Source organism: Cryobacterium zongtaii (assembly GCF_002909375.1).
In the GTDB taxonomy this organism is placed as follows: domain Bacteria; phylum Actinomycetota; class Actinomycetes; order Actinomycetales; family Microbacteriaceae; genus Cryobacterium; species Cryobacterium zongtaii.
In genome coordinates this window covers 25,043-36,718 of sequence record NZ_PPXD01000018.1, presented here as the reverse complement: position 1 = coordinate 36,718, position 11,676 = coordinate 25,043, and the positions used below count along the sequence as shown (strand labels likewise).

The following is an 11,676-nucleotide window of genomic DNA, read 5'->3' as shown; positions in this document are numbered from 1 at the left end:
TCGCCTCCGACATCAGTCAAGACGGCCGATATCGGGCCGATACCGGCCGGCTGGGCTTCCGGTATTCAGCTGATATCGGCGCGTCCTTTACTGACTTTGCAGCCATCTCGCTGCACGGTCCGAACGGAAGGATCAGACATGTGGACATCATCCCGGCGCTCCGGCGCCACTCATCGGACGCGCTCGCCGCTGGCGGGTGTCGTGGTCGCCCTGCTGGCGTGCGCCGGTTTCGCGGCCTGCACCGCAGCGGCCGAGACGCCCGCCCCCGCACCGACCGCGGAGACTGAAACGACCAAACCGCTGCCGGCGACCGGTGCCATCGACGCCGGCACCTACGTCGTCTACGGCTTCACAGCACCCTTCGAGGTCACCGTTCCAGACGGCTGGGAATCCTTCGGCTGGGGTGTCCTGAAGGATTGGGAGGTCTTCGTGAATTTCCTGAGCCCCGGCTATGTGCCGACGGATGCCTGCGCCTGGCAGAACGCGCTCGTCGCCGTAGACCCGTCGCCTGAGGCCTTTGTCGCTGCGATGACGGCGCAGGCTTCAACGGAGACCACACCGCCGGTTGAGGTCGTGATGGGCGACTATTCAGGCTTCGAGTTCGACTACTCCGTCGAGAACGGCATCAACATCAACGACTGCGGCAAGGAACACGTCTGCCTCTGGTCGGAACAGGCCACCGACTGCACACGCGGGTACTCAATGGTGACCGAACGCGAGACCGAGCGGGTGCTCGACCTGAATGGCGAGCTCGCTCTCTTCGCGGTGGGTGAGTTCCAATCGGTCACTGACGAGTTGACGGAAGAGGCGCGCGCCGTCTTCGATTCGATCGAGTTCGTCCGTGAAGAGTGACACTCTCGACGAGGTCGGGGCAGACTGGCGGCGTGAGCGGAATCCCCTGGATACTGCACGTCGATCTTGACCAGTTCATTGCGGCGGTCGAAGTGCTCCGACGACCGGAACTTGCCGGCCGGCCGGTCATCGTCGGCGGTCGGGGTGACCCCACGGAACGAGCGGTGGTGTCGACCGCCTCTTACGAAGCCAGGGCGTTTGGCGTGGGCTCCGGGATGCCCCTGCGCATTGCGGCCCGCAAGGTGCCCGACGCCGTGATCCTGCCGGTTGATCAGGAGGCGTACCTCGCGGCGTCGGAAACTGTGATGGCTGCCCTGCGTGCGCAGCCCGGAGCCACCGTGCAGGTGTTGGGTTGGGATGAAGCCTTTGTCGGCATAAAGACCGAGAATCCGGAAAGCTACGCCCGCCAGGTGCAGGCTGCCGTTCTGGAGCGGACTCTGCTGCAGTGCAGTGTGGGCATCGGCGACACTCTGGTCCGCGCCAAGGTCGCCACCGGTTTTGCCAAGCCGGCCGGCGTCTTCCGTCTCACGGCCGGGAACTGGCTCGGTGTCTTGGGCAGCCGGCCCACCAAGGATCTGTGGGGCGTGGGAAGCAAAGTGTCTGGCCGGCTGGCGAAACTCGGTATCAAAACCGTCGCCGAACTCGCTTCGACCGACCCCCAGCACCTGATCCCGGAGTTCGGGCCCAAGATGGGGCCGTGGTACGCGGAACTCGGACGCGGGGACGGTGCCAGTGTTGTGGATGACACCCCGTGGGTCGCCCGCGGGCATAGCCGGGAGACCACCTTCCAACGCGACCTGACCGACCCCGCCCAGGTGGACGACGCCGTGCGTGAGCTGACGGCGCGGGTGCTCGAGGATGTCCTGGCCGAAGGGCGGCCAGTCATCGGGCTGACCCTCAAGATTCGCTATGCGCCGTTCGTCACCACGACACGCGCGAGAAAGATCCCCGACACATCTGACCGGAGCGAAATCCTCGCGGGGGCCCTGGATCTCGCGGCCGGGATCGAAGCGGGCCGTCCGATCCGGCTCCTGGGCCTGCGAGCCGAGATGGCGATGCCCGACGACGCCCGACAGGGCCATACGCCGACGCGTGGCGGTTGGTGACAGCGACGTTCCCGCCTGGCGCAAGGCCTGGAATCGATGACACGGAGAAGCACCTGGCTTGGATGACCGTCCTCGAGCCGCTGGTCGCTGACGCCCTGACTGGTCCCGAGGCGGATCGGCATTACCAGGCGCGGGCGGTCACCCTGTGCGCCCTGACTTGCCTGGACGTCTGCTCAGCCGAGTGGGTGCACCGCGGCGGCGACGTGTCATCTCGGCAATTGCTCGACGAAGCATTCTTGATGCTCAGACCCGCACTCTTGACCGCCTAAACCCCTAGAACCCGCGCTGGCCTCTCTCGATGTCTGCTCGAACGTCCGACAAGGCTTGAGCCAACTCCGGGTCAGAACCTCGAAGATCCCGAGCTGCCGATGGGTTGAGTCGCCGCCGCGAAGACAGCAGGTAGAAGGCCGCCAGAATGACGAGCGCGAGACCTAGACCACCCCCGGCGATGAGCACAATCATGAGAGCGCCGGCGGTCATAGGAGTTCCCTTCGTGGCCTTCAAACAGAGTTGTTGGCTATAGCCTCACACCAAAAGCGGGTCAGTGCAGCTGAATGACGAGAAGATGGGGGGAATGGATACCTTCCCAGAGATCAGTTCTGCTTTCAGAGCGGAGGTTACCCGCCGTGATGCCTTAGCGGCCCAGTGGCTTGAGGGTCTACCTGGACTTTGGCGAAGCCTGGCGGCGGCATGGGGCTTGGACGTTGTCGGATCCCCACGGACCGGCGCAACCTCACTCGTCGTTCCAGTGGTCACACGGACTGGCATCCGCGCCGCGGTGAAGCTCGTGAGTCCGGTGGTCCGTATCGAGGCCGAGGTGTCAGCGCTATCCGCGTTTGGGGGTCGTGGGGCGGTGATTTTGCTGGATGCGGACACCACGCGTCAAGCGATGTTGCTTGAGTGGATAGACGGCCCAGCGCTTAGCGAGATGGCGGACAAAGGTGCCGCGATGGCGATTGCCGGCCAGCTCAGTCACGAGTTGGCCACTGCGACTTCACCGGCCGGTGCGCCTGGCCTCGCCGGACAGGCGTGTGGTTGGTTGGCCCAACTGCGCGAACAGCACGAGGTCGCACAACAATCTGGTTCTGCGATGTCAGACGAGCACCTGCAGCTGGCTGTCCGGATTGTTCAGCAGCTCGCGTCAGACGGCACATCGACCCTTACCCATGGAGATCTCAGTCTCTCCAACATCCTTCAGGCGGATTCTGATCGCTGGGTCGCCATCGACCCCCTCCTGCTGATCGGGACCTCGGCCAACGAAGCACACACAGTGGTTAGAAGCCACTTGAGTACCGCCATGAGCGCTGACGCCCCTGTCGCAGTCCTGGCCGACTGGACTCGACGCTTTACCGAGACGGCAGGAGTCGACTACACCTGGGCTCAAGCTCTCTCTTTCGCGCGTTACGTCGGGTCGTACTACTGGGAGTCACAAAACGAGGGGGCATCCGCTAACGTGGCCAGACTGAGGCGGGCAGCGCTACTGCTGGCTCCGCTGGTCTGAGTCCTTGGGTGCACGGTGAGGAACCGCCCTTCCGTGCAATGAGTAGCGGGGGATCATCCGACATCTGGGAGCAGGTTGCGAGACATCACACGGGCTATGCCTTTGCCGTCGGATGCTGCGGTTTGTCTTAGAGGAGTTTCCTGGCGGACGTGACCGTGGGGGTTTCGACCTCGTCTGGCACTCGCCACTCGAGACACACTGCCGCAGCCAATGTCCCGAGGGTGACGGCGACGGCCGAGAGACTGCCAGGCTGAATGAGCGCAGCCGCGACGAACAGTGCCATTGCCAGCCGGAATCCAGCGGTGCGTAACCCTGGTCGAGGAATAAGCCCGGCTGCCAGGATGACGATCACGGCAGTGACCAAGACTGCCGTCACGGGGAGAAGGGGCTGGACCCAGTAGTTGGCACCCGGCGCCTGATCGATAGGACGGGAACTCGTCGCGTACCAGGTGGACCAGCTGAACATGGCGATGGGCAAAATCGAGATGCCTGCCAGGAGCCGCGACTGCATTCCCGACGACTTCAAGTCCGCCATGGCAATACCGAGAGCGATCAGCAGAATAACGCCATACACACCATACGTGGCCACTCCAACACCGATGTATCCGATGCCGTCTGCGCAATAGAACGAGCCAGGATCATCGCTGCCCATGTGATGGAAACTGCACTGGAAATGTAGGTCCTCCCGCACCAGTCCCAGCAGAAAGCCACTTCCCGCAAAAACGGATGCAACGAAGCCGACGCTCAGACTCAGAAGCGCTCTGCCCCTCGGACTCAAGGCGTCCTGCTCATGTCGCCCCGCCAACAACACCATCACAGTTCATCCGCCCACCCTATTGCGCCCTGGCGTCACCTGCCCAGAGTGCTGCGGGCCGGCACACACTCCCCACGCGCGGCGTTGGCCGCCGGGTGCGGAGAAAGAGAGAGCCCCCAACAGCCAGACGAAAGCCAGCCCGACGCTGCCGACCACGTAGCCGACCGGTGGAGCTGCCTACCCGACTTAGGCTCGAGAGCATGACACATACACGTGCGATCGATATGCACAATTGGCCTCGGCGGGAGCACTTCGAGCACTACCTCACCCGCGTCGAGTGCACTTATGCCATCACGGTCGAACTCGATGTCACAGAGTTGGTAGCGGCGCTTCGTGTCCGTCCATGGAAGAGCTATATCGCGCAGATGTGGGCCATCGCGTCAGTAGTGAATAGTCACGTTGAATTCCGGATGACCCTCACTGAGGGGAACGGCCCGGCGACCTGGGACATCGTTCACCCTGCATTCACCGTCTTCAATCCCGAGCGAGAGACGTTCTCAAACGTCTGGTCTCCCTTTCACGCCGACTTCTTTACCTTCCATGAACACGCGGCCGACGTCTTGGCCAGATACCGCACCTCCACGTCGTTTCAGCCGCAACCAGACATGCCCGCAAATGTGTTTGATATATCAAGCGTTCCGTGGACGTCGTTCACTGGGTTCAGCCTGCAGATACGCGACGGTTGGAAGCATCTTCTGCCGATATTCACCCTGGGTCGGTACAGGGAGTCTGGGGGGCGAACCACGATGCCCGTCGCCATTCAGGTGCACCATGCGGCCGCTGACGGTTTCCACACCGCTCGCCTTGTCCAAGAGCTGCAAGAACTGTTTTCCGACCCCTCGTGGCTCGCCACGTAACTGACTTTCAACTCATCGCCCGGAGCCAGGCGGTTCCGCGCCTGCCGGATTACGACGGTACAAGTTTTGACCGTCCCGAGAATAAGCCAGATGGCGGGACACCATACGCACGAGCTTGAGCACGTCATCCGTTGTCCGCAACCCCTACGGATGCGAGCCAAGTCCAGATACGAGACAAGTGAAGTGCCGCTCGTCGATCCGGCTGGAGTGCCGTTTAGGTGTACTGAGGCATGACGTTGGTGACACTCACGCCGCACGCTCAGCGAGCGCTCCGAATGCTGAGGCGCTGTCCCCGCCTAGTTTGCGGGTCACCAGCCGTGCGGCGGCGTTCGGCGCCTTAGGGCCGGTCGTGGAGGGTGACCTGGTAGCCGTCGGGGTCGGAGAAGGTGAAGGTTCGACCGAAAGGGCCGTCGATCGGGGCCGAGACGATCGTGTGGCCGTCGGCGACGAGAGCGTCGTGGATGGCTTGGACGTCGGTGGCGTGGAGCCAGATCGCGGCCCCGATACCGGGCTGAGCAACGGACGCGAGATCGGTGCCGGGAACGATGTCTCGAAGCGCAAACGCGATCGGGGTCGTCTCAAAGACGACAGCATGGGGTGGGCCCGTCTGCGAGCGAACGAGGCCGAGGTACTGCTCGTAGAACGCCTGCGACGCGGCGAGATCGCGAGCTTGAAGGGAGATGAAGTCAGGGCCGGTTACGGGCATGGGGATGCTACTTTCAGTTGCGACAGTGTCAGTTATCTGACACAGACCAATGTATGTCAAAATACTGACATGAGTCAAGACGGTATAGACCTGGAGACGTCACTGGGCTACCTGCTGAAAGAGGCCTCGAGCGGCCTCCGCGCCGCCATGGAGACAGTACTGCGCCCGCTCGGAATGAGCGTGACGCACTACTCCTGCCTCGAATTGCTCGCACAGCGCCCGGGCCTGTCCAATTCCGAGCTCGCGCGAGGAGCGTTCGTGACGCGGCAATCGATGAATGTGCTGCTGCAAGCCTTGGAACGAGACGGAGACGTGACCCGGCCGGCGGAGGCCCGCGTTGGTAAAGTCCTTCCCGCGCAGCTCACGCCACGCGGTCGACGGAGCCTCGAGAAGGCGACCGTTGCGGTCCGATCCGTCGAGGTCAGGATGCTGGGCGGCATGACCCAAGAAGAGCAGTCCGGTGCGCACAGAATCCTGCAGAGCATGATCCACTCTCTGCGCAATGACGGCGAGAGTGGATCGCGGTAAGTGGCTGTGCCCGGCGATTCACTCTCGTAATCGCGACTCTGGACCGGCTGGGCCAAGCGACCCAGACGTGCAAACACCGCGACGCCGGCAAGGACCTTGGCGGCCGACCTCTGATGTCTCGTATCCGATGGGACACGCGACACAGAAGTTACGCGACACCCCGCGGCTTCGGGCGTCTACCGTGCGGGGAAGGTTCCCTCGTAGTCTTGCCAAGTCCCAGCGAGCGCTTCCATCGCCCACCGTTGACTTTCTATGTGGGCGTCATGACTCGCGAAGGCCTCGACGCAGTCAACGGTTGCTCCGCATTTATCCGCGGTGACATCCTGAGGATTGGTCGTGGCATCCGGTTCGTACTCAGCATTCACCACTGCCTCGACGGTGAGCGCGCTTTGGTTGTCGATGAGCGTGCACCCTGCGTGCGACTGGGCATGGCCTCAGCATGCCGTGTTGCTCGTCTGTACCGCATCCGATGGCTTGTGAGGCGTCTCGTGTGTTCGAGTTAAGATTCCGCAAATAGCGATCTCGAGCGCGCTACGGCGAACAGTTGCACCAGAGCCTCCAGCACGCGATTTCTTCAGCTGGGGCGGAATTGGGGCAAAACCACCGCGATGTCGTAGACCTCAACCTCAAGCAGACGCACTAACTCATCTCCCGTCGCCAACCATCGAGTCTGATTCCTGGATTCGTCCCAGCCGTCAAACGGGTCAAAGTGACATTGCCAGAAAAGCGACCAGTCGTTGAGGCGTCGGCCCAGTTCAGATGAGATGCCATAATCGTCCGGCTCTATGGCGTACTTGTCAGTGAAGCTCTCCCATAACGGATAGTCATGGCCCCAGTCCAGGAAGAACCGGATCCGGTGCAGCTCGCCTGCTTGCTCCCGCCGGGCATGGTCGACGGCGCGATCGTCTGGGATTTCCGCGGGCACGAGTATCTCAATCTGCGTCCCCGGGTCGACCACGCGGCGGTACCGGCCGTCACTTCCACTTACAGGGTGCTCCTCAATCACGATTCGAGGCTACGGTACGGGTGTGAACTGGGGCACAGTCGCGCAGAGCCAGTTCTGCGGCCGAATTCGGACCACCGACCTTGCCCAATGGGCGGTCGGTAATCGGTCGGGATGTAAGGGTGCATTATCTGCGACATGATTTCGTGTCTTGTAACCCCACCGGATGCGAGACAGGTCCAGATACGAGACAAGTGACCTGATGCACGACGCTCGAACAGGCGGTCACACGGAGGTTACGAGACAAGAGTGAATTGGCCACTGTCGTGACGTTCCCTACAAGAGGAACTCCCCACGCGACACCGGTTCTAGACGCCGGGCGGTCTTTGGGTGAGGGCCGTTGCTATGGCCCTGACCTGTGAAAGGACCGCCTTTGCGTTGTTTCGCTCCAGAGTTTCCGGTCGAGCAAGGCAGTCGATGTGCCGGCCCAGCCCAGGGTGGGCGAGCGGACGAAGGACCAGATCCGGGTGGTCGCGGATGTTGGTCGTGTATCGGGGCATGAGCGCGATGCAACCGCTCGCTTCGACAACTGCGGCAGCTACGGAGAACTCGTTGATCCGGTGCAGGATGCGCGCCTCACTCCCACCGATTCCTGAGATTACTGAGAGAGCCTGCTTGAGCGGGAATCCTTCATGTACAGCGATCCATGCTTCGTCCTGAAGGTCTGCCGGTTGGATCGCGGCTTTCGCTGCGAGGGGGTGATCTTGTCGGATAGCGATATCCAGAGGCTCGTACAGGAGCGGTTCCACACGCACCGACCCCGGCCACGACGGGCTACCGACCAGCCTGTGCGCAAGGACAAGATCGTGATCGGCCGTGAGAGGGGGAAATTCCTCCTGGGCTACGTCGAAATCACTCAGCCGTACATCGGGCTGATCTGGACTGCCACATGCGGCGATCAGGGCGCCAAAGACCGCAAGGCCCACGCTATGGAAAGCCGCCACTGAAACGGCGCCCAAGCGATCGTCTTGGAAGCGGGCCACTGCCTGCTGGGCACGTTCGAGCGCCACTTCCACGTCGATCGCCGCCATCGCCAGGGCGCGCCCTGCGTCGGTGAGCGCTGTCCGCCGTCCGTCCCTGTAAGTCAACGGTGCGGCCGAGTGACGTTGCAAGGCGCTGATCTGTTGCGAGACCGACGACGGCGTGACGTACAGCGCCGCAGCGACGGCGGTAATACTGCCCCGGTCACCCAACTCTCTTAGGGCGCGAAGCTGACCCAGTTCCATAAGTTCAAACTAAACCATCCATGACGAAACTTCTCTCTTGTCTTACGTGAAAGCAAACCGGACGATGGTGGAATGACCGCTCCACTCAGCCGATTCCGTGTCGACCTACTCCTGCTCTTAGTCGCCGCCTCGTGGGGATCGACGTACCTCGTGGCCAAAGAGCTAGTCACGCTCGATTCCGTGGTGGCACTCCTCGCGCTGCGCATGCTGCTCGCCGGGGCCCTCATGGCGGCAATCGTGGCCGCCCGGCGGCACCGTGTAACTGCAGCCGAACTGCGAGCGGGTGTGATCCTCGGGATGGTGTTGGCTTCAGTGTTCGCATTCGAGACTTTCGGGATCGCCCACACGTCAGCTACGAATGCCGGCCTCATCATCAGCCTGACAATCGTGTTCACTCCTCTTCTCGATTCCGCGGTATCCGGTCGACCTCTGCCCGGCAGATTCTTCTTTGCCGCAATGATCGCCGTCATCGGTGTTGCACTTCTCGCCAGCAACGGCACTTTTCAGACGCCAAGCCTTGGCGACTTACTTATCCTCATTGCGGCAATCGTGCGCGCCATCCACGTCACGTCGATGTCTAAACTCACCGGCAACAAACCGATGGACTCGCTTCACCTCACCACGGTTCAACTCGTTACCTGCGCGACAGTCTTTTCGGTGGCGTCACTGTTCTACGGCGACCCAATCCCACACTTCCTGACCGACCTCGACCCGCGACGCGCGGTCATGTTCCTCTACCTCGTCGTCGCTTGCACAGTCTTCGCCTTCCTGGTGCAAACCTGGGCGGTCCGGCGAACATCGCCGTCGAGAGTGAGCCTCCTCCTGGGAACTGAGCCCGTCTGGGCCGTGATCATCGGAATTACGATTGCTCGTGACTTCGTGACCGTCACTGGATATTTAGGTGTCGCCCTCATCCTCGCGGGAACGGCATGGGGTCGCTCCATCGAGCAACGGCACCAACTCACCCTCGCCCCACGTGACCGTCGAGACTTACGAGCGGTATCTGCAGGTTTTGGACGACGCCGCTCATCCATCAGAGGCCTTCCCCCGATCAGCCGACTGTCATGAACGTGTCAGGCGAGTACATCTAGGCGTCAGCGGGCGGCATCCCGTCGCGCCGCTCCGCGGCGAGACGGAGCGTCAGGTGGGGCCGCTAGAGTGCACTTCAGCACGCAAAGCCGACTCCGGCACGCACGGCGGCGGCGGCGCCGGAAAAATCTTGAAGAAAATCCAGGTCTAGCTGTCGATCCGGCGGCAGGATGTTCGTCGTAGTTAATGACGGAGCCGGACAGGCCGGCCCGCGACCTAATGCAGGAGGCAGCTCCATGTCCCAGTACGCAATCCTCATCTACGAAGACCCGGCGTTCTACGCAAACGCGTCGCCCGAGGCGTGGGGCGCGGTGATCGACGCGCACAACACGTTCACCAAGCAGGTCTCCGAGCTCGGTGGGTCCCTCGCGGGCGGCGGGGCGCTCGCGCCCACGACGACGGCCACCACGATCAAGGGTGGCGGCACGGTGACGGACGGCCCGTTCGTCGAGACCAAGGAGGCCTTCGGCGGCTACTACATCGTCGAGGCGCGCGACCTCGACCACGCCGTCGAGATCGCCAAGCTGTGCCCGGCCCCCGGCGGCGGCGTCGAGGTTCGCCCGCTCGTGGACGCGTCGACGAACCCGTTCTGATCGCTCCCAGCGACGAGCCGACCGCGTCCGCCATGCAGGCGGACGCGGTCGCTGCCGCGCTGGCGCAGGCCCACCGCTCCGAGTGGGCCTTCGTGCTGTCCGCCACGGTGCGCGTCGCGGGCGACCTGGACGTCGCGGAGGAGTGCGCGCAGGAGGCGTACGTCAGCGCGCTGCAGGCCTGGACCCGGGACGGCGTCCCGGAGCGGCCCGGCGCGTGGCTGACCACGGCGGCGCGGAACCACGCGCTGGACCGGTTGCGTCGGGAGGTCACCCTCCGGCGCAAGCTACCGCTGCTCGTGGAGCCGGCGACCGTCGATCCGCACGACCCGGCCGACCTGGACTGGCCCGACGCCGCGGTGCCGGACGACCGGCTCCGGCTGGTGTTCACCTGCTGCCACCCCACCCTCGCCCCCGAGGCCCGCGTCGCCCTCACCCTGCGCCTGGTCTGCGGCGTTCCCACGCCCGACGTCGCCCGGGCCTTCCTGGTGTCCGAGCCGACGATGGCGGCACGGATTACCCGGGCCAAGAAGAAGATCTCCGCGGCGCGGATCCCCTACCGGGTTCCGGGCCGGGCGGAGCTGCCCGAGCGCCTGGACAGCGTGCTCACCGCCGTCCACCTGCTCTTCAGCACCGGCCACACGGCCGGCGAGGGGGACGCGCTCGTCCGTGAGGAGCTCTGCGACCGGGCCGTGCACCTCGCGCGCACCCTCGCTGCGCTGCTCCCCGAGCAGGCCGAGACCCGCGGCCTGCTGGGCCTGCTGCTCCTCACCGACGCGCGCCGGGCCACCCGGACCGACGAGCAGGGCCGGCTGCTCCTGCTCGCCGACCAGGACCGGACGCGCTGGGACCAGCGCGCGATTCTGGAGGGGCTCACGATGACGGCCGGGGCGCTGGCGTCCGGCCCACCGGGGCGGTTCACCCTGCAGGCGGCGATCGCCGGCGTGCACGCGATGGCGCCGTCCCTGGAGCAGACCGACTGGCCGCGCGTCGTGCACCTCTACGACCGGCTGCTGGCGGTGTGGAACACCCCGGTGGTCGCGCTCAACCGGGCCGCCGCCGTGGCGTTCGCCGACGGTCCGGCCGCCGCCCTGCCGCTCCTCGACGAGCTGGCGACCGATCCCCGGCTCGCCGACTACCCCTACCTTCCCGCCACCCGCGTCGACCTGCTGCGCCGCCTCGGCGACGCCGCCGGCGCGGCTCAGTCGTACCGGCGCGCGATGGAGCTCACGGCGAACGCCGCGGAGCGCGCCTTCCTGGAGCAGCGCCTGGCCGAGGTCAGCCGCGCCGCCGGGCTTTGAGTACGGCCCACTGATGGGAGTGAGGGCGGGTATCCGTATGAGGATCCCTCACCGGCATGGCCAGCTGCATCCGGACCCTGGCTCCACGACTACAATCGCCACA

The 11,676-nt window shown here is 64.1% G+C and carries 12 protein-coding genes; 8 read left to right on the top strand and 4 right to left on the bottom strand.

Annotated features, from left to right (window positions below):
• The first annotated feature begins 138 nt into the window (after positions 1 to 138).
• The 3 genes from C3B61_RS11540 to C3B61_RS11520 all read left to right on the top strand — a co-directional run bounded on the left by C3B61_RS11540 (position 139) and on the right by C3B61_RS11520 (position 3,459).
• Positions 139 to 852 (top strand): hypothetical protein, encoded by a 714-nt coding sequence (locus C3B61_RS11540; protein ID WP_244285916.1) that lies wholly within the window; start codon positions 139 to 141, stop codon positions 850 to 852.
• A 32-nt stretch (positions 853 to 884) separates the two neighbouring features.
• Positions 885 to 1,958, top strand: coding sequence for a DNA polymerase IV (locus tag C3B61_RS11535; protein ID WP_482764185.1), 1,074 nt, complete (start codon positions 885 to 887; stop codon positions 1,956 to 1,958).
• Between the two features lie 544 nt (positions 1,959 to 2,502).
• Positions 2,503 to 3,459 (top strand): aminoglycoside phosphotransferase family protein, encoded by a 957-nt coding sequence (locus C3B61_RS11520; RefSeq protein WP_103460739.1) that lies wholly within the window; start codon positions 2,503 to 2,505, stop codon positions 3,457 to 3,459.
• Positions 3,460 to 3,586: 127 nt separating this feature from the next.
• Here C3B61_RS11520 and C3B61_RS11515 read toward each other — a convergent pair whose 3' ends face one another.
• Positions 3,587 to 4,111, bottom strand: a complete 525-nt coding sequence (locus tag C3B61_RS11515) for a hypothetical protein (protein WP_133160287.1) — start codon at positions 4,109 to 4,111, stop codon at positions 3,587 to 3,589.
• Positions 4,112 to 4,473: 362 nt separating this feature from the next.
• Here C3B61_RS11515 and C3B61_RS11510 point away from each other — a divergent pair, with 362 nt between their 5' ends.
• On the top strand, positions 4,474 to 5,130 hold the full coding sequence (locus C3B61_RS11510; protein ID WP_103460911.1) for a CatA-like O-acetyltransferase: 657 nt from the start codon (positions 4,474 to 4,476) through the stop codon (positions 5,128 to 5,130).
• A gap of 337 nt (positions 5,131 to 5,467) precedes the next feature.
• On the opposite strand, the gene C3B61_RS11505 is transcribed toward C3B61_RS11510, so the two are convergent.
• Entirely contained in the window at positions 5,468 to 5,836 is a 369-nt protein-coding gene (locus C3B61_RS11505) for a VOC family protein (protein ID WP_103460735.1), read from the bottom strand.
• A 69-nt stretch (positions 5,837 to 5,905) separates the two neighbouring features.
• Between C3B61_RS11505 and C3B61_RS11500 the strand changes: the two genes are divergently transcribed.
• Positions 5,906 to 6,364 carry a MarR family winged helix-turn-helix transcriptional regulator gene (locus C3B61_RS11500; protein WP_103460734.1) on the top strand — a complete coding sequence of 153 codons (459 nt, stop codon included), beginning with the start codon at positions 5,906 to 5,908 and terminating at the stop codon, positions 6,362 to 6,364.
• A 574-nt stretch (positions 6,365 to 6,938) separates the two neighbouring features.
• Here C3B61_RS11500 and C3B61_RS11495 read toward each other — a convergent pair.
• Both C3B61_RS11495 and C3B61_RS11490 read right to left on the bottom strand, forming a co-directional pair.
• On the bottom strand, positions 6,939 to 7,370 hold the full coding sequence (locus C3B61_RS11495) for a hypothetical protein (protein WP_133160286.1): 432 nt from the start codon (positions 7,368 to 7,370) through the stop codon (positions 6,939 to 6,941).
• A 305-nt stretch (positions 7,371 to 7,675) separates the two neighbouring features.
• Complete coding sequence (locus tag C3B61_RS11490; RefSeq protein WP_103460730.1) at positions 7,676 to 8,593, bottom strand: LysR family transcriptional regulator; 918 nt, start codon at positions 8,591 to 8,593, stop codon at positions 7,676 to 7,678.
• A gap of 72 nt (positions 8,594 to 8,665) precedes the next feature.
• On the opposite strand from C3B61_RS11490, the gene C3B61_RS11485 reads away from it, so the two are divergent.
• The 3 genes from C3B61_RS11485 (at position 8,666) to C3B61_RS11475 (ending at position 11,573) form a co-directional block, all read left to right on the top strand.
• The gene (locus C3B61_RS11485) at positions 8,666 to 9,661 is read left to right on the top strand and encodes a DMT family transporter (RefSeq protein WP_103460728.1); all 996 of its coding nucleotides are present in this window, start codon (positions 8,666 to 8,668) and stop codon (positions 9,659 to 9,661) included.
• Between the two features lie 257 nt (positions 9,662 to 9,918).
• Complete coding sequence (locus tag C3B61_RS11480; RefSeq protein WP_103460726.1) at positions 9,919 to 10,275, top strand: YciI family protein; 357 nt, start codon at positions 9,919 to 9,921, stop codon at positions 10,273 to 10,275.
• A gap of 32 nt (positions 10,276 to 10,307) precedes the next feature.
• Positions 10,308 to 11,573 (top strand): RNA polymerase sigma factor, encoded by a 1,266-nt coding sequence (locus tag C3B61_RS11475; protein WP_208858810.1) that lies wholly within the window; start codon positions 10,308 to 10,310, stop codon positions 11,571 to 11,573.
• Positions 11,574 to 11,676 lie beyond the last annotated feature (103 nt).

Excerpts from the sequence above, each read along its gene's own strand:
- C3B61_RS11540 (WP_244285916.1), top strand. The coding sequence starts at position 139 with ATGTGGACATCATCCCGGCGCTCCGGCGCCACTCATCGGACGCGCTCG.
- C3B61_RS11515 (WP_133160287.1), bottom strand. The coding sequence starts at position 4,111 with ATGGGCAGCGATGATCCTGGCTCGTTCTATTGCGCAGACGGCATCGGA.
- C3B61_RS11510 (WP_103460911.1), top strand. The coding sequence starts at position 4,474 with ATGACACATACACGTGCGATCGATATGCACAATTGGCCTCGGCGGGAG.
- C3B61_RS11505 (WP_103460735.1), bottom strand. The coding sequence starts at position 5,836 with ATGCCCGTAACCGGCCCTGACTTCATCTCCCTTCAAGCTCGCGATCTC.
- C3B61_RS11500 (WP_103460734.1), top strand. The coding sequence starts at position 5,906 with ATGAGTCAAGACGGTATAGACCTGGAGACGTCACTGGGCTACCTGCTG.
- C3B61_RS11490 (WP_103460730.1), bottom strand. The coding sequence starts at position 8,593 with ATGGAACTGGGTCAGCTTCGCGCCCTAAGAGAGTTGGGTGACCGGGGC.
- C3B61_RS11485 (WP_103460728.1), top strand. The coding sequence starts at position 8,666 with ATGACCGCTCCACTCAGCCGATTCCGTGTCGACCTACTCCTGCTCTTA.
- C3B61_RS11480 (WP_103460726.1), top strand. The coding sequence starts at position 9,919 with ATGTCCCAGTACGCAATCCTCATCTACGAAGACCCGGCGTTCTACGCA.
- C3B61_RS11475 (WP_208858810.1), top strand. The coding sequence starts at position 10,308 with ATGCAGGCGGACGCGGTCGCTGCCGCGCTGGCGCAGGCCCACCGCTCC.